The 17,145-nt window shown below is 62.5% G+C and carries 17 protein-coding genes; 14 read left to right on the forward strand and 3 right to left on the reverse strand.

The annotated features are described in order from the left end of the window. Window positions 1-255: 255 nt before the first annotated feature. The 5 genes from OZ411_RS03310 to OZ411_RS03330 all read left to right on the forward strand — a co-directional run bounded on the left by OZ411_RS03310 (window position 256) and on the right by OZ411_RS03330 (window position 4,476). Window positions 256-693 carry a hypothetical protein gene (locus OZ411_RS03310; protein ID WP_282526792.1) on the forward strand — a complete coding sequence of 146 codons (438 nt, stop codon included), beginning with the start codon at window positions 256-258 and terminating at the stop codon, window positions 691-693. After that, window positions 690-1,547, forward strand: coding sequence for an alpha/beta hydrolase (locus OZ411_RS03315; protein WP_282526793.1), 858 nt, complete (start codon window positions 690-692; stop codon window positions 1,545-1,547). The genes OZ411_RS03310 and OZ411_RS03315 overlap by 4 nt, the downstream gene beginning before the upstream one ends. A 20-nt stretch (window positions 1,548-1,567) precedes the next feature. Further along, on the forward strand, window positions 1,568-2,764 hold the full coding sequence (locus OZ411_RS03320; RefSeq protein WP_130577298.1) for an ABC transporter substrate-binding protein: 1,197 nt from the start codon (window positions 1,568-1,570) through the stop codon (window positions 2,762-2,764). Between the two features lie 63 nt (window positions 2,765-2,827). Continuing rightward, a complete protein-coding gene (locus OZ411_RS03325; RefSeq protein ID WP_282526794.1) occupies window positions 2,828-3,712 on the forward strand; it encodes an NAD(P)-dependent oxidoreductase in 885 nt (294 codons plus the stop codon). A gap of 8 nt (window positions 3,713-3,720) precedes the next feature. Further along, the gene (locus tag OZ411_RS03330) at window positions 3,721-4,476 is read left to right on the forward strand and encodes an IclR family transcriptional regulator (RefSeq protein ID WP_130577300.1); all 756 of its coding nucleotides are present in this window, start codon (window positions 3,721-3,723) and stop codon (window positions 4,474-4,476) included. A 13-nt stretch (window positions 4,477-4,489) separates the two neighbouring features. Here the strand turns inward: OZ411_RS03330 and OZ411_RS03335 are convergent, their stop codons facing one another. Beyond that, the gene (locus OZ411_RS03335) at window positions 4,490-5,170 is read right to left on the reverse strand and encodes a GntR family transcriptional regulator (protein ID WP_130577301.1); all 681 of its coding nucleotides are present in this window, start codon (window positions 5,168-5,170) and stop codon (window positions 4,490-4,492) included. A 140-nt stretch (window positions 5,171-5,310) separates the two neighbouring features. Between OZ411_RS03335 and tcuA the strand changes: the two genes are divergently transcribed. Continuing rightward, entirely contained in the window at window positions 5,311-6,702 is a 1,392-nt protein-coding gene (tcuA, locus tag OZ411_RS03340; RefSeq protein WP_282526795.1) for an FAD-dependent tricarballylate dehydrogenase TcuA, read from the forward strand. Beyond that, entirely contained in the window at window positions 6,689-7,795 is a 1,107-nt protein-coding gene (tcuB, locus tag OZ411_RS03345; RefSeq protein ID WP_282526796.1) for a tricarballylate utilization 4Fe-4S protein TcuB, read from the forward strand. The genes tcuA and tcuB overlap by 14 nt, the downstream gene beginning before the upstream one ends. 8 nt (window positions 7,796-7,803) lie before the next feature. Here the strand turns inward: tcuB and OZ411_RS03350 are convergent, their stop codons facing one another. Both OZ411_RS03350 and OZ411_RS03355 read right to left on the reverse strand, forming a co-directional pair. Next, window positions 7,804-8,391, reverse strand: coding sequence for an ANTAR domain-containing protein (locus OZ411_RS03350; protein ID WP_282526797.1), 588 nt, complete (start codon window positions 8,389-8,391; stop codon window positions 7,804-7,806). Next, window positions 8,388-9,563 (reverse strand): transporter substrate-binding domain-containing protein, encoded by a 1,176-nt coding sequence (locus OZ411_RS03355; RefSeq protein ID WP_282526798.1) that lies wholly within the window; start codon window positions 9,561-9,563, stop codon window positions 8,388-8,390. The genes OZ411_RS03350 and OZ411_RS03355 overlap by 4 nt, the downstream gene beginning before the upstream one ends. Window positions 9,564-9,983: 420 nt before the next feature. Here OZ411_RS03355 and OZ411_RS03360 point away from each other — a divergent pair, with 420 nt between their 5' ends. From OZ411_RS03360 to OZ411_RS03390, 7 genes are all read left to right on the forward strand, one after another. Next, a complete protein-coding gene (locus OZ411_RS03360) occupies window positions 9,984-11,384 on the forward strand; it encodes an amidase (protein ID WP_282526799.1) in 1,401 nt (466 codons plus the stop codon). Between the two features lie 17 nt (window positions 11,385-11,401). Next, window positions 11,402-12,400, forward strand: a complete 999-nt coding sequence (locus OZ411_RS03365) for an acetamidase/formamidase family protein (RefSeq protein WP_282526800.1) — start codon at window positions 11,402-11,404, stop codon at window positions 12,398-12,400. A gap of 33 nt (window positions 12,401-12,433) precedes the next feature. Further along, entirely contained in the window at window positions 12,434-13,672 is a 1,239-nt protein-coding gene (locus OZ411_RS03370) for an urea ABC transporter substrate-binding protein (protein WP_282526801.1), read from the forward strand. Between the two features lie 82 nt (window positions 13,673-13,754). Next, window positions 13,755-14,621: a branched-chain amino acid ABC transporter permease gene (locus OZ411_RS03375; protein WP_282526802.1), complete on the forward strand. Its 867-nt coding sequence runs from the start codon at window positions 13,755-13,757 to the stop codon at window positions 14,619-14,621. A gap of 11 nt (window positions 14,622-14,632) precedes the next feature. Next, on the forward strand, window positions 14,633-15,706 hold the full coding sequence (locus tag OZ411_RS03380; RefSeq protein ID WP_282526803.1) for a branched-chain amino acid ABC transporter permease: 1,074 nt from the start codon (window positions 14,633-14,635) through the stop codon (window positions 15,704-15,706). Between the two features lies 1 nt (window position 15,707). Then, entirely contained in the window at window positions 15,708-16,427 is a 720-nt protein-coding gene (locus OZ411_RS03385) for an ABC transporter ATP-binding protein (protein WP_282526804.1), read from the forward strand. Then, a complete protein-coding gene (locus tag OZ411_RS03390) occupies window positions 16,417-17,127 on the forward strand; it encodes an ABC transporter ATP-binding protein (RefSeq protein ID WP_282526805.1) in 711 nt (236 codons plus the stop codon). The genes OZ411_RS03385 and OZ411_RS03390 overlap by 11 nt, the downstream gene beginning before the upstream one ends. Window positions 17,128-17,145: the final 18 nt, after the last annotated feature.

A 17,145-nucleotide genomic window follows, 5' to 3' on the forward strand; every position in this document is an offset into this window, starting at 1 on the left:
GCGATGAGATCCGCTGCTCCAGTACCGAGAATTTCCTCGGCACGTTGCCCATCCCAGGTCATATCGACCGTCATTGTGGTCATACCTGCGCGCCCTCGGGTCGCGCGGAGAAAATACCTATGGAGCTCGCTCGACTACCAATCACCAGATGTCGCCGATCCCCCTTGAGTTCACTGGGAAACCAAGTGTAAAAGGGCAACGACAAAATAGAACATCGTTCTGCTGCACAGAACGATAGGGTTGGAGGAATCGAGCGTGAACCCTGATGCGGCATCGACCGACCGGCCATCTGTCGCGTTCGACAATCAGGTGGTCGAAGCGTTCAAGACCATTCCGGAATTGCTGTCGCGCGATGAGAAGCTGATCAGCCGCGGCCGGCTGCTTGATGTGGAGTGTCTGCTCGGACCCACGGTGCAGCCCTTTCATGTGACCATTTGCGGCGGGCAAATCCTCGATATGACTCCCGCACCGGTGCTGATGCGGTCCTGGCGTTTCGCCTATCGCGCGACGCCGGCCGCATATCGCGCCTATTGGCAGGCGATGCCGCCGCCGGGCTGGCACGATCTGCTCGCGCTCACCAAGCGCGGGGAGGCGACGATGGAAGGCGATCTGCATCCCTTCATGTCGCACCTGCAGTACTTCAAGGATCTCCTGGCGTTGCCGCGTCGCAGCGGTTTGGTGGGCGCATCATGAGTGGCTTTGTCGAACCGATCGTTGGACGCTACGTCCATGTCGAGATCGATGGCGAGATCAACCGCATCTATTTCGAGGAAAATGGCACCGGCATTCCCCTGGTCTGCCTGCACACCGCCGGCTCCGACGCGCGGCAGTGGCGCCATTTGCTCATCGACGAAGAGTTCACGAAGCAGTTCCGCATCATCGCGTTCGACATGCCCTGGCACGGCAAGTCGAACCCGCCGGACAGCCGATATGCCAACGAATACAGGCTGACGACGGCGACCTACACGGCCACCATCCGCGCCTTTTGCAACGCCTTGGGGCTCGATCGGCCTGTCGTGATGGGCTGCTCGATCGGGGGACGTATCGTCCTCAATCTTGCGATATCGCATGCCAGCGAGTTTCACGCGCTGATCGGACTCGAGGCCGCCGACTTCCAGCAACCCTGGTACGACACGGCCTGGCTGAACCGGCCCGATGTCCATGGCGGCGAAGTCTGCGCCGCGCTGGTCTCCGGCCTGATCGCGCCGAACGGTCCGCAGGTCGCGCGCGACGAGACCCTTTGGGGCTACAAGCAGGGCGGTCCCGGTATCTTCAAGGGCGATCTCTATTTCTACCGGGTCGACGGCGATCTGCGCGGCCGCGTCGGCCAGATCGATGTGCGCCAGTGCCCGCTCTATCTCTTGACCGGCGAATACGATTTCTCCTGCACGCCGGAGGACACGCTACGTACTGCCGCAAGCATTCCAGGCGCCAAGGCCACGATCATGGAGCGGCTTGGCCATTTCCCGATGAGCGAGAATCCAGCGCAGTTCCGCGCCTATATCGCTCCAGTACTGCAGGACATCCTGAGCAGGCAGAATACTTGAGTTAGGTAGGGAGCGTATTGATGAAGTTGTGTTGGACGATTGTGGCCGTGCTGGCCGCGCAGGTGAGCGTCGCGTCGGCAGCCGATAACGTCATTCGGATCGGCGTGCTCAACGACCAATCCGGTGTGTTCGCCGACAATGGCGGCCGCGGCTCGATCGCCGCGGCGAAGCTCGCGGCGGAGGATTTCGGCAACGAAATTCTCGGCAAGAAGATCGAGATCATCACCGCCGATCACCAGAACAAGCCGGACATTGCCTCTGCCACCGCACGCAAATGGTTCGACAACGAAGGCGTCGATATGATCGCCGATGGCGCCGCATCCTCCGCGGGCTTTGCCATCCTGGAAATCGCGCGGCAGAAGAACAAGATCTTCGTCATCAGTGGGCCCGGCTCGTCCGACTTCACCGGAAAATCCTGCTCGCCGATCAGCTTTCACTTCAACTACGACACCTATGCGCTGTCGAAGCTGACCAGCGATGCGATCACGCGTGCCGGCGGCAAGACCTGGTACTTCGTCACGGCCGACTATGCGTTCGGCCATGCGTTGCAGCGTGACGCCACCAAGTTCATCGAGGCCGCCGGCGGCAAGGTGATCGGTTCGGCCGCACACCCGCTGGGCACCGCGGACTTCGCCTCGTTCCTGCTGCAGGCGCAAGGCTCCAAGGCCGATGTCGTCGGGCTCGCGACCTCGGGCGCGGACGTGCAGACCGCGATCAAGCAGGCCGGCGAGTTCGGCATCGTCGAGGGCGGGCAGAAGCTGGCCGGTCTCCTTGTGTTCATTACCGACGTCAACTCGCTCGGGCTGAAGGCGACGCAAGGCCTGCAGGTGACGACCTCGTTTTACTGGGACCTCAATGAGGAAACCCGCGCCTGGTCGAAGCGCTATGCGGCGTTGATGGACGGCAAGGTCGCGAGCATGGTTCAGGCCGGCGTCTATAGCGGCGTCCACCACTATCTCGCCGCGGTCAAGGCGGCCGGCACGACCGATACGGCCGCCGTTGCCGCCAAGATGCACGAGATGAAGGTCAACGACATGTACAACAAGGATGTCGCGGTCCGCCCTGATGGACGCGTGCTGCACACCATGTATCTGGTGCAGGTGAAGAAGCCGGAAGAATCCAAGTACAAATACGATTATTACAGGATCGTCAGCTCCAGGCCCGGCGAAGAAGTGTTCCGGCCCATGAACGAAGGCGGCTGTCCGCTGGTCAAGTGAAGCTATCGAGACGGGCAGGCGTTCGCATCGGTCGCCGCCCCAAAGTGTAAGGAGAATGCCTGCATGACAGGGACAATCGGTTTCATCGGTCTTGGCGTCATGGGCGAGCCGATCTGCCGCAATCTGGTGCGCAAAAGCGGACGGAAAGTGCTGGCGTTCGACCTTGCGGCGGAGCCGCTGGCGCGGATCGTCGCCGATGGCGCCGCGGCCGCCGGATCGGTTGCTGATGTCGTCAGCGGCAGCGAGGTCACCTTCATCTGCCTGCCGAGCGCAAACCATGTGTCATCGGCCTTCGAGGGCGGCATCGCGCAGTCGATCCGAAGCGGTCAGACCGTGATCGACCTCGGTACCTCCGATGTCGGCATAACCCGCGAGTTTGCGCGGCGGCTGGCGGAAAAGGGCGCGCTGTGGATCGACGCGCCGATCGCGCGCACCCGTCAGGCGGCGCAGGAGGGTACGCTCAGCGTGATGGTCGGCGCGACGGCCGACGCGTTTGCCAAGGTCGAACCGCTGATCCGTCAGTTCGCCACCGACGTCACGCTCTGCGGCGGCACCGGCGCCGGACAAGTGACGAAGATCCTGAACAACATGGTGTTGTTCGAGACAGTCAATGCATTGGCGGAAGCTGTTGCGATTGCGAGCCACAGCGGCGTCGAACCGAAGCTGCTGCTGGAAACCCTGTCCAAGGGCTCGGCGGACAGTTTTGCGCTCCGCAACCACGGCATGAAGGCGATCGTTGCGAAAGAATTCCCGCTGCGCGCGTTCTCGACCGAATATGCACTGAAGGACCTGACCTACGCGCTGGAGCTGGGAGGGCAGGCCGGCCTGAACCTGCGGGGCGCGGCGCTCATGCGCAGCATTTTCGAGGAGACGATCGACAAGGGGATGGGCGATGCGTACTTCCCGGTCATCGCAAAACTGATCGATCCCGCCGGTTTCTCCAGCTAGGACACACCATGCGTTCGCCCGGCGTTGCCGCCGTCGACCGTGCGCTCACCATCCTGGGGGCGTTCGAGGAGAAACCGGAGCCGATGAGTCTCGCCGAGCTCTCCCGGCATACCGGGATGTACAAAAGCACGCTGCTGCGGCTGATGACCTCGCTGCAGGAATTCGGCTATCTCGTGCAGCTCCCCGAGGGCCGCTACCATCTCGGGCCGACGCCGTTCCGATTGGGCGCGATCTATCAGCGCGCCAACAATCTGCATGACCAGGTGATGCCGGTCCTGAGGCAACTGGTGGCCGCGGGCACGGAAAGTCCGTCGTTCCACGTTCGGCATGACGGCAAGCGCCGCCTGTGCGTCTTTCGCATCGATTCCCAGCATTCGACGCTCGACCGCGTCGAGGCCGGCATGCTGCTGCCGCTCGACCGCGGCGCCGCGGGACGAGTCATCCTGGCGTTCGATGGCGAGAACGGCGAGGCCTATGATCGTATCAGGAGGGGCGCGATTGCGGTTTCGTTCGGCGAGCGCGACCCGGACTGTGCCGGCATTGCCTGTCCGGTGTTCGGACCGAACGGGAAGCTCGTCGGCGCGCTGTCGCTGTCCGGCCCCAAGCCGCGCTTCACCAAGGACAGCATCAAGACGATGTCATCGCTGCTGTCGCAAGCGGCGGCACGGCTGACGCGGTCGCTCGGCGGACCGACTGAACTCCTGGATCGCGTTGCTCCGCCGCTCGAGGGGACGGCGCGCTCGCCGCGGCGGGCAAGGAAATAGCGCGGAGCGTTCGCTACTGCTTCTGCAGAAGTTTCAAGCGGCAGCGCAGCGCTTCCCTGATATGGGCGCGCGCCAATTTCTCCGCCTTGTCGCCGTCGCGGGCGGCAATCGCGCTGATGATGGCCCGATGTTCCCTACGGCTGGTCGAGGGGCGGCCGGTCACGGAGAAGGTGGTGGGGCCGAGCAGCGCAATCCAGTCCTGCAGCTCCCTGGAGGCACCATCGAGATAGCGATTGCGGGCAGCACGGCAGATCGCTTCATGGAAGGCGCGGTTGAGCTCTGCCATCTCCGTGGGATCGTCGGGGTGTTCCGCAAAGGCCTGCTCGATATCCGTCAGGGCATCGATCTCGGGCCGTGAGGCGTGTTCGGCGGCAAGCCGGGCGGCCGCGCCTTCCAGGATCTCGCGCATGGTATAGAGCTCGAGCACTTCGCCGACATCGAGGCTGCGGACGATCAGCCCGCGGCCGCCCGCCGGCGCCACGAAGCCGCGCTCCGCAAGCCGGCCCAGCGCCTCGCGCACCGGGGTGCGGCTGACCTTCAGCCGCTGCGCAACTTCCTCTTCCCGCAGCCGGTCTCCGGCCCGATAGGCTCCCGCCTTCAGCGCCTCGCACAATGAGCGGAACACGGCTTCCCCGAGCTGAACGCCGGAGCCGCGCGAAATCGATCCGATCGCCTTGTTCGGCCGCTTTGCCATCCTGCCTCCGGTCGCAGGCGCATTAATCCCATGCAAAGACGGCGCTTGCGGCGCTTATGTATATCTTTGTATACAAAAAGGACAATGGTGCAGGCATCCCGGAAAACGCCGAAAATGGCCTTTCTCGGTTGGGCAGAGGAATGAACAGCAAATACGACGTGCTGGTAATCGGTGGCGGCAATGCGGCCCTGTGCGCGGCGATCAGTGCGCGGCGTGCCGGCGCCTCCGTGCTGGTGCTCGAGGGGGCGCCAAAATTCTACCGCGGCGGCAATACGCGCCACACACGCAACATGCGCTGCGCCCATGACGCGGCGACCGAGATCCTTACCGGCCCCTATACCGAGGAGGAGTTCTGGAAAGACCTGCTGCTCGTGACCGGCGGCCAGACCGACGAGGAACTTGCCAGGTTCATGATCCACGAGTCCAAGGACATCCTGAACTGGATCGTGGAACAGGGCGTACGCTGGCAGCCCTCGCTCGGCGGCACGCTCAGCCTCGGCCGCACCAATTCATTCTTCCTCGGCGGCGGCCGCGCGATGCTGAACGCGCTCTATCTTACGGCGGAACGGCTCGGCGTCGAGATCCGCTACGACGCCGAAGTCGTCGATCTCAGGATCGAAGACGGCATGTTCCTCTCGGCCGAGCTGAAGCAGCCGATCGACGGCGCGACCGAGGTGCGCGCCGCGGCGCTGGTTGCGGCCGCCGGCGGCTTCGAAGCGAATATCGAATGGCTGAAGGAATATTGGGGCGAGGCCGCCGACAATTTCCTGATTCGCGGCACGCCCTATAATCGCGGCTCGATCCTGAAGATGCTGCTGGCCAAAGGCGTGCAGGAGGTCGGCGATCCCACCCAGTGCCACGCCGTGGCGATCGACGCCCGCGCGCCGAAATTCGACGGCGGCATCATCACACGACATGACTCCGTCGTGTTCGGCATTGTCGTCAACAAGCATGCGGAGCGCTTCTACGACGAGGGCGAGGACATCTGGCCGAAGCGCTATGCGATCTGGGGCCGGCTGGTCGCCGCGCAGCCCGACCAGATCGCCCATATCATTTTCGATTCAACCGTCGTGACCAGCTTCATGCCGACGCTGTTCCCGCCGATCGCCGGCGCCACGATCGCTGAGCTTGCCGGCAAGCTCGAGCTTGATCCAACGGCGCTGGAAAAGACCATCACCGAGTTCAATGCCGCGGTGCGGCCCGGCACCTTCGATCACACCATCCTCGATGATTGCCGCACCGAAGGCATCACGCCGCCGAAGACGCATTGGGCGCGCCGGATCGAGACGCCGCCCTATCTCGCCTATCCGGTGCGGCCCGGCATCACCTTCACCTATCTCGGCACGCGCGTGAACAGGCAGGCGCGGATGCTGATGAAGGATGGAAAACCTTCCGCCAACATGTTCGCGGCCGGCGAGATCATGGCCGGCAATGTGCTGGGACGCGGCTATGCCGCCGGCATCGGCATGACCATCGGCAGCGTGTTCGGCCGGATCGCAGGACAGGAAGCGGCAAAGAATGCACGGAACTAGGACATTGCAGGAAGCCGATCGTCTGATGACGGTCTGCAATTCGTGTCGCTATTGCGAGGGATTGTGCGCGGTATTCCCCGCGATGGAGATGCGCCGCTCGTTCTCCGACGGCGACCTCAACTATCTCGCCAATCTCTGCCATGCCTGCGGCGCCTGCTACGTCGACTGCCAGTTCTCGCCGCCGCACGAATTCAACGTCAATGTGCCGAAGACGCTGGCGGTGGCGCGCGCCGAATCCTATGCCGCCTACGCCTGGCCGCGCGCGCTGTCCGGTATGTTCGCACGCAACGGGCTCGTCATCAGCCTGATTGCCGCGTTCAGCATGGCCGCTTTCATTCTCGGCTTTGCCGCGTTCAACGATCCGACGCTGCTCTTCGGCGTCCACACCGGCCCCGGCGCCTTCTACAGACTGATGCCGCACAATGCGATGGCGGCACTGTTCGGTGCGGCCTTCCTCTATGCCATCCTGGCCCTCATCATGAGCTTGCGCGCGTTCTGGCGCGACATTGGCGAGCCGATCAGTGGCCGCGCCGATGGCGGCTCGATCTTCCAGGCGATCCGCGATGCCGGCGAGCTGCGCTATCTCCATGGCGGCGGGGTCGGCTGCTACAATGAGGACGATCGGCCGACCGACCGGCGCAAGCTCTATCATCACCTCACTTTCTACGGCTTTCTGCTGTGCTTTGCGGCGACGTCGGTTGCCACGCTCTATCACTATCTCCTGGGACGCGAGGCGCCCTATCCGTGGTGGGACCTGCCGGTCGTGCTTGGCTCGCTCGGCGGCATCGGTCTGATCGTCGGACCGATCGGGCTGCTTCTTGCGAAGGCCCAGCGCGATCCCGCGCTGCTCGATGATACCAGCTATGGCATGGATGTCGGTTTCATCGCCATGCTGTTCCTGACGGGCATCACCGGAATGGCGCTCCTGCTGTTGCGTGCGACGCCCGCCATGGGACCGCTGCTCGCGCTGCACCTCGGCGCCGTGTTCGCGCTGTTCATCACCATGCCCTATGGCAAGTTCGTCCACGGCATCTACCGCTTTGCCGCGCTGGTGCGTTACGCGCAGGAGCGACGCCACGGCTTGAATGGTTAGGCGGGTTTCTATCCGGTCGCGCGGGGCAGGCTCCCGTTCGCGGCAATCTCAGCCGACATCTGCTCGATGGTTTTGCGCTGCTCCATCGCAGCCCGCCGGATCAGTGCAAAAGCGGCAGGTTCGGCGACGGAGTGCGTGTGCATCACCTGGAGGACCGCAGCCAATACGACGCGGCGCGAGCGCAGACGTTCGTCCAGCTTGAGGACTTGCTGCTTCAGCTCGTTGGTGCGCTCGGCCCGCTCGAACGCCATCACCAGCGCCGCATAGATGCCTGCGGAGCGCAGCGGCTTGACCAGAAACGACGCCGGATCGAGTTCCAGCACCAGCTTGAGCCGGCTTGGTGTCTCCGTGCCGAGCAGGGCGATGACGGGACATTGTCCAAGTAAAGCCCGCTGTGCCGGCGAGGTGAGCGGCAGGAATTCATCGTCGATCAGCGTTACATCCGGATGGCACGCGAGAGCGCCTCCTTGCTCCCATATGAGGACGTCGATGCCCAGACGTTCGAACTGGCGCCTGACGATCGAGAGGTCACGCTCGTCCCTGATGGCGACGAGGGCCTTGCGTCCGCGGAGGGAAAATGAAGATGGTTTGCTCATTTCACGACCCGCAAGTGGAGTGCACTCGGCGACGATCCGTCCCTTGACCTTTCGCGCACGGGGCCAACGGCGACGTCGAGCTGCGTCAAATAGGGATCCGGCTTAACCGGCGCGTCAGATTCCCAGAAGATCTCAAACTGTCCCTGCGCATTCGAGACGGCCAGGCGTGGCGTAAGGACGCAATGGTTATTGGCACCATCGATCCAGACCGGTCCCTGCGGCGAATTGTAGCGATAGCCGGCGGCCGCGCGCCGCACCTCAGCAATGTTGGACGTCCCGGCTCGATGCAGCGCACGTGCCAAGAGATACACCGCGACATAGGCGGATTGTCCATCGACGGAAGGGCTGCTCGCCGCGCCATGACGCGCCTTCCAGCGCTGCACGAAAGCAAGGTTCTCGGGCAGGCGGATGCTCTCGAAATAGGCTGACGATGTGATGCATCCGGCGGATGCGGGTCCGACGATCTTGAGCTCCGGTTCGCAGAGGCTGCAACTCAGCATCGGAATGTCGAGACCTGCAGCCGTGGTGGCGGCATGAAAGGCGCGGATGAAATCGTAGCTCGAACTGCCGACGAGCGTATTGAAGACGACGGGCGGCTTGCGGCGGACGATTTCGTCGACGATGTGCCCGACTGCGCTTTCGCCCAGCTCGAGCAGCCGTTCGGCAAGGATGCTTCCCTGCGCCGCCGTCACCAGCTCGCGGGTGACGCGATTGGTCTCCCACGTCCAGACATAGTTGGATCCGACGCAGAAGATGTGCCGTGACAAATTGTCGAGCACGTACCGCACGAGCGGCAGGACATTATGATTGGGCGACGCGCCGACGTAGATGACATTGTCTGAACATTCGAACCCTTCGTAACGCGCGGGATACCAGAGCAGGCGATCGGTGCGCTCGACGATCGGCAGCACTTGCTTGCGCGAGGCGGATGTGTAGCAGCCGATGATATGCTCGACCCCGGCGTTGCGAATGAGGTCATCGCAAACAGTGTGGTATTCCGAAATGACTCCGCGGGGATCGCGGACATGCGCAGTGAGCGAGAAATCAAAGTCAGGGTGATCGTTGATCTCGTCGACCGCCATCAGGGCGCTCTTCAATATCTCGCGCCCCATGGCCTGATAGGGCCCGGACTGCGAACATATGATGCCAACTGGAACCGACGGCTTTGTCATTGACGGCTTTCGAAGGGGCGGAGCCTTGAGGAAATCATCATCGCCGATACCGGTGCAAGAGGTCTTGCCGATTTGCTGCGCATGACGCTTGCGAAATTTGTGCAACCTCCCTCGTTGACAATGCGCTAGGCACGAACCTAGACTTTTTGACTACCGGGCTTACTGTCGAACCTTAATCTGCTTCGGTCAGGCCGATGACGTCCTGATCCCTGCAGCGACTGCTCCGTTCGATCTTGAGCCCATGCGATAGACCATAGCAGCGGCATTTGAGCCATTCGTCACCTCATTCCGGAGGGGCGGGTGGCTTTTTTCTTTTGCCACACAAGAAACTGGCGAAACATGCGTGTCGCCAGGCCGATGGCGCGTGCGCGAGGATCGGCCTGATGCGCCTGGGAAGCGACAAGCGGGGAACGAACGGCGATGCCGACGACAGATATTGGTTATCTCGGGCTGGTTGAGGTTGGGCAGCAGATACAGGCGAAGAAGCTGTCGCCCGTCGAAGTGACGAAGGCGATGCTTGAACGGATTGAGCGGCTCGATTCGAAGCTCAAGAGTTACGCCTATGTCATGGCTGATTCCGCGCTTGCGGAAGCGGCCGTTGCGGAAGAGGAAATCGCGTCTGGAAAGCTGAAGGGGCCGTTGCACGGCGTGCCGGTTGCGATCAAGGACCTTTGCTGGGTCAAGGGTGCGCCGGCCGCGCACGGCATGACCATCCACAGCGACTTCCGTCCGAATGAGGATGCCACGGTCGTCGCACGGCTGAAGGACGCGGGCGCGATCATCCTCGGCAAGCTGCAGCAGACCGAAGGTGCTTACGCCGATCATCATCCGAAGATCGACCCGCCGAAAAATCCGTGGAATGCGGATTTGTGGTCGGGCGCGTCGTCGAGCGGGTCGGGTTCCGCCACCGCGGCCGGCCTCTGCTTCGGCTCACTCGGCACCGATACCGGCGGATCGATCCGCTTTCCTTCCGCAGCCAACGGCATCACGGGGCTGAAGCCGACCTGGGGGCGGGTCAGTCGCTATGGCGCGTTCGAACTCGCGGCGACGCTGGATCATATCGGGCCGATGACGCGCAGCGCGGTCGATTGCGGCGCCATGCTCGGTGCGATCGCGGGCGAGGACGCCAAGGACACCACCGCTGTGCCGCTGGCTGTGCCGGATTATCTTGCAGGACTGTCCGGTAGTCTGCGGGGCGTTGTGATTGGTGTCGATCGACGCTGGACCAGCGAAGGCACCGATGAGGCCGCAAGCAAGGTCCTCAGTGAAGGTTTGCGCGTCGCGGCGGACCTCGGCGCAGAGATCAGCGAGATCACCTTTCCGGATGCCAAGGCCATTGTCGACGACTGGTTTCCGCTTTGCGGCATCGAGGCGGCGGTCGCGCATGAGGGAACCTATCCCTCGCGCAAGGACGAATATGGCCCATCCCTCGCTGGACTGCTCGATCTTGGCCTGCAACAGTCCGGCACCGACTATCAGAAGATCGTGCTGCGGCGCGAAGCGTTTCGCGGCGCGGTACGGCGGCTGTTTGAGACGGTCGATCTCATCGCTGTGCCGGCCCAGGCCTTTGCCGCACCCACGCTAGCCAAGATGGCGACGCTCGGCGAAGACGCTTCCCTGATTGCCGGATTGTTGCGCTTCACCTGTCCGTTCGACATGACCGGAAGCCCGACCATTACCCTTCCGGGCGGCTTCGCCCCGAACGGCGGCCCGGTCGCCTTCCAGTTTGTCGGCCGCCACTTCGACGAAGCGGGTCTCGTCCACGCGGGTGACGCGTTCCAGCGTGTCACCGACTGGCACAAGCGCCATCCCGCTCTCTGATCCAAGGAGCCGTTCGCATGAAAGCAGAAGACTGGTTGCAGAGTTCCATCATGTCGAAGCGCGCCGTCGCCAAGGGGGCAGCCGGCATGAAGCGCAGCCTGACGATCGAGCAGCAGGGGGCCTTCCACTACGTCTACGGACCTTATGCGAAGCCGACGCTGTCGATCGATCCGGGAGAGATCGTTGTCGTCGAGACCGAGGACGCCTTTGGCGGCGTACTCACGAGCGAGAGCGACAGTCCCACAGCGAAACTGAACTTTCCGTATCTCAACCCGCAATGTGGACCGATTGCGGTCAAGGGCGCCAAGAAGGGCGATTGTCTCGCCGTCTATATCCACGACGTCGAGACGCGCGGCGAGCAGCCCGCCGGAACGACCTGTATCATCCCCGAGTTCGGCGGCCTTGTTGGGACGAGCTCGACGGCGATGCTCAATCCGCCGCTGCCTGAGCGCGTCCGCAAGCTGCATGTCGACAGGAACGGCGTTCGCTGGAACGACAAGATCACGCTGCCCTACGAGCCGTTCATCGGCACGATTGGTGTGTCGCCCGAGATCGAGGCGATCTCCTCGCTGCAGCCGGACTATCACGGTGGCAACATGGACCTGCCCGATGTCGCGCCCGGAGCCATTCTCTATTTGCCCGTGCATGCCGAGGGTGGGCTTCTTTACGTCGGCGACTGCCACGCAACACAGGGCGATGGCGAACTCTCCGGTGTCGCGCTCGAGCAGCGTGCGACGGTCACGCTACAGATCGATCTGATCAAGAACTGGAGCTTTGCCTGGCCGCGCCTGGAGACACGCGACTTCATCATGACGATCGGCAGCGCACGCCCGCTCGAGGATGCGGCCCGCATCGCCTATCGCGAACTCACGCGATGGATGAGCGCCGACTACGGCTTTGACGAGATCGATGCGTACATGCTGCTCAGCCAGGCCGGGCGCATGCGGCTCGGCAACATGGTCGACCCGAAATACACGATGGGTGCATCGATCCTGAAAACCTACCTCAAGGCGTGAACCTCAGCGGCTTTTCAACAAGGGGACATTTCAATGAATTCCGGACATCTGCTCAGGACTGCCTTTCTTGGCGTCGTGCTGGGGACGGCGGCGTTCGGCGCCGCGCAGGCAGCCGAGCCGCCATTGAAGGTCGGTCTGCTCGAAGACGTCTCCGGCGATCTGGCGTTCATGGGCATGCCGAAACTGCACGGCTCGCAGCTTGCGGTCGAGGAGATCAACAAGAGTGGCGGCATCCTCGGGCGGCAGATCGAGCTCATCCATCTCGACCCGCAGGGCGATAACGCCCGCTATCAGGAGTTTGCGCGACGGCTGCTCAGCCGCGACAAGGTCGACGTGCTGATCGGAGGCATCACGTCCGCTTCGCGCGAGGCCGTTCGGCCGATCATCGATCGGACGACCACGCCGTACTTCTACACCAACCAGTACGAAGGCGGCGTGTGCGACGCCAGCATGATCAGCATGGGGGCGGTACCCGAGCAGCAGTTCTCGACGCTGATCCCCTGGATGGTCGAGAAGTTCGGCAAGAAGGTCTACGTCATCGCCGCCGACTACAATTTCGGACAGATTTCGGCGGAGTGGAACCGCAAGATCATGAAGGATCTTGGCGGCGAGGTCGTCGGAGAGGAATTCATCCCGCTCGGCGTTTCACAGTTCGCGCAGACGATCCAGAACATCCAGAAAGCGAAACCGGATTGGCTTCTGACGATCAATGTCGGCGCCGCCCAGGACTCGTTCTTCGAGCAGGCCGCCGCGGCGAAGCTCAACCTGCCGATGGGCTCGTCGATCAAGGTCATGCTCGGCTTCGAGCATAAGCGGTTCAAGCCGCCGGCGCTCAACAACATGCATGCGACCGCGAACTGGTTCGAGGAGATCGATACGCCCGAAGCCAACGACTTCAAGAAGCGCTGGCATGCGAAGTTCCCCGACGAGCTCTACATCAACGACATGGGCTACAATGCCTATAACGCGCTCTACATGTACAAGACGTTGGTCGAGAAGGCGAAATCGACCAAGCTCGAGGACATGCGCAAGGTGATCGCGACCGGCGATGCCTGCATCGAGGCGCCCGAAGGCAAGGTCTGCATCGACCCGAAGAGCCAGCACACGTCTCACCGCATGCGCCTGATCTCCGTCGGTCCTCAACACGAAGTGACGGTCGAGAAGGACTACGGAACCATCAAGCCGTATTGGCTTGGTGACATCGGCTGCGATCTCACCAAGAAAAATGACAAGGACCAGTACACGCCGAGCCATTTGCCCAACAAGTCGTGACGCCACTCATCGGATCATGACTTTGGATTGCACGGGCGTCGCATCGCTGCGGCGCCTATAATGAAGGAGCAGGAGACCGATGATGTCGGCTGAACTCTTCTCGGTATTCTACCAATTCGCCGACGTCTTTGCGTTTCTGATCCTCTCGGCCGCAGGCCTCGCCATCGTGTTCGGCATGATGGGCGTCATCAACATGGCGCATGGCGAGTTCATCATGTGCGGCGCCTATGTGACGGTCGGGCTTGTGAAGCTCGGTGTACCGCTTGCCCTGGCTCAGGTGCTTGCCGCGGTGACGGCTGGATTGATCGGCGTTGCCGTCGAATACCTCATTGTTCGTCGGCTGTATAAGAGGCCGCTCGACTCCTTGCTCGCCACCTGGGGGCTCAGCCTGATCGTGACGCAATCGATGCTCCTGATCGTGGGATCATCGATAACGGGGATTGGCACGCCGGAGGGCAGCTTTGCGATCGGCGGCTACACATTCTCGACCTATCGCCTGGTGCTGTTCGCCTGCGCGGTCGCCGTGCTGATCGGTCTCTACGTGATCTTCATGAAGACGCGGTTCGGCGTGATGGCGCGCGCGACCATGCAGAATGCCGCGATGGCAAAGGCGTTGGGTGCGCGCACGGGGCGGATCTACGCAATCAGTTTCGGCATCGGCGCCGGGCTCGCAGGTCTTTGTGGCGCGCTTTACGCGCCGACGATGACGTTGATTCCGACGATGGGTGCGACATTCGTGGTGGAGAGTTTTGTCACCGTCGTGGTCGGCGGGGCAAATGTCCTGCTTGGTACCGCGCCGGCCGCGGTGTTCCTGGCGATGATTCGAATGGCCCTGAATGCAAGCTATGGGCAGATCATCGGCCAGATCGGCATGTTGTTTGCAGTGATCCTGATCATCCGTGTCTTGCCCGAAGGCCTTTCCAGCGTGCTGGTCCGTCGCGGGCGCTAAGCGGGGGTGTGATGTTCAAACTGCTTGATGGTCCGCAGACCTTGGGACGTGGACGGACGTTCTGGTCCTGCTTTCTCGCCGTGCTGGCCGCCGCGCTGATCTATCCGGTCTTTGCGGACTCCTACGATGTCGGCAACTTCTCCTACTTCCTGATTTGGGTTTTCATGGCGCTCGGCCTCTGCCTGATGTGGGGCTATGGCGGCATGCTGTCGTTCGGCCAGACGTTCTTCTTCGGCATCTCCGGTTATGCCTACGGCGTGCTGGCCATCAACATGGGCGGAGGTTCGACGACGATCGCCGCGCTCGTGCTGTCGGTCATCATCGCGATGATCGCGGCGGGGATCCTCGGTTACTTCATGATCTGGGGCGGCATCAGTGGCATCTTCTTCGGCATCGTGACGCTGTCGGCGACGCTGGTGCTGGCGTTCTTCCTTGGACAGACGGCCGGACCGGAATGGCACATCGGCACTGCGCGGCTGAACGGTTTCAACGGCATGAAGGGCATGGATCCGCTCACCGTCGGCGATTTCTACATCGAGGGGTCCGCGCTCTACTACGTCATGGTCGCGCTCATCGTGATCGTCTACATCGCGCTGCGCATGCTGGTGAACTCGCGCATCGGCAACGTGATCGTTGCGACGCGCGAGAACCCGCAGCGCGCCGAGATGCTCGGCTACGACGTCCGCAAGTATCAATTGCTCACGTTCATCATCGGAAGCGGGCTCGCGGGCCTCAGCGGCGCGCTGTATACGTCGTGGGGGCAATTCATCACCCCGTCGAGCATCGGGCTGCCGGCCGCCGCGATGCCGATCGTATGGGTGGCTTTCTCCGGGCGAAGCGATCTGACAGCGACGCTGGTTGGCTCGTTCCTGCTGCTGTTCGGGTTCCAGACCATCACCGTCTATAGCCAGCAGGCCGCGCTCGTGCTGATGGGTACGCTGCTGCTCGCCACCGTGATGTTGGCGCCGCAGGGTTTTGTGCTCGGCGTTGGCAAGCTTGTGGTTGACCGATGGACTAGGCGCCGGCGGCGTGACGCGAATTCCACTCTGGCGGACACCGGCCGCCTGCAATCGGACGAGGCCTGACATGGCGCTTGTCGATGTGAAGGGCGTGACAAAACGTTTTGGCGGATTGACGGCAGTCTCCGACGTCGATCTGACTGTCAATGTCGGGGAGGTTCACTGCCTGATCGGCCCCAACGGGGCCGGCAAGAGCACGCTGTTCAAGCTGATCGTCGGCCTCTATCCGCCGACCAAGGGCCATATCTTCTTCGACTCCATCGATATCACCGAAGAGCGGCCCTTTGCGCGTGTGCAGCGGGGCATGAGCATCAAGATGCAGGCGCCGAGCGTGTTCAAGGAGCTGCCGGTCCGGCAGAATATCCAGATCGCCCTGCAGGGGCGTTTCTCGGGCGCGGAGCGCGACGTCGAGGAGGAGCGGCTGCTTACGCTGCTCGATCTGGCGTCGGAGAGCAGCAAATTGGCCGGAGCACTTTCGCATGGCCAGCAGCAATGGCTCGAGATCGGCATGGCGCTGGCGCTGCAGCCGCAGCTATTGCTGCTGGACGAGCCGACGGCCGGCATGTCGCCGGAGGAGACGTTCAAGACCGGCGAACTCATCAAGTCGTTCAATGCCGAGGGCATGACGGTGCTCGTCGTCGAGCACGATATGGCGTTTGTGCGCCAGATTGCGCAACGCGTGACTGTGCTGCATCTTGGCAAGATCTTTGCGCGAGGCAGTCTGGAGACCATCATTCAGGACGAGAAGGTCGCCGAAATCTACCTTGGGAAGACGCATGCCCACTGATCGGATTCTGGAGGTATCGGAACTCTGGGCGGGCTACGGCGCCACGCCGATCCTGCAGGGCGTGAGCATGTCGGTATCCCGCGGCGAGATCGTCGGCGTGATCGGCCGGAACGGCGTCGGCAAGTCGACGCTGATGCGATGCCTGATCGGGCTGCTGGAGACGTGGCGCGGCACGATCACTTTCTTGGACCAGGATGTAACCCAGTTGCAGGCGGACGCCCGGGCGCGCGCCGGCTTCGGCTACATCCCGCAGGGACGGGATGTGTTTCCACAGATGAGCGTCGAGGAAAACCTGCAGGTCGGCGAGCTGATTGGCGGACCGGAGGGCAAGAAGCTGCCGGAGCTCGTCTACGAGTATTTTCCGCGATTGAAGGAACGACGGCGGCAGGTTGCCGGCACCATGTCGGGAGGCGAGCAACAGCAACTCGCGATCGGCCGGGCTCTGATCGGAAACCCGACCTTGATGATCCTCGATGAGCCGTCCGAGGGCATTCAGCCGTCGATCGTGCAGCACATTTGCGATGCGCTGAAATCGTTCCGGGCTGAGCTGGGCACGACGATCGTTTTCGTCGAGCAGAACCTCGACACGATCCTGGAGATCGCCGAGCGATGCTACATCATGGAAAAAGGCAAGATCACGCGATCACTGATCGGCGGGGACGTCAACGCCGACAATGTCCGCGGGCAACTGTTGTTGTGAGGCTGATCCGCCGTTTTT

Origin of the sequence: Bradyrhizobium sp. Arg237L (assembly GCF_029990105.1) — a bacterium.
Classification (GTDB): Bacteria; Pseudomonadota; Alphaproteobacteria; order Rhizobiales; family Xanthobacteraceae; genus Bradyrhizobium.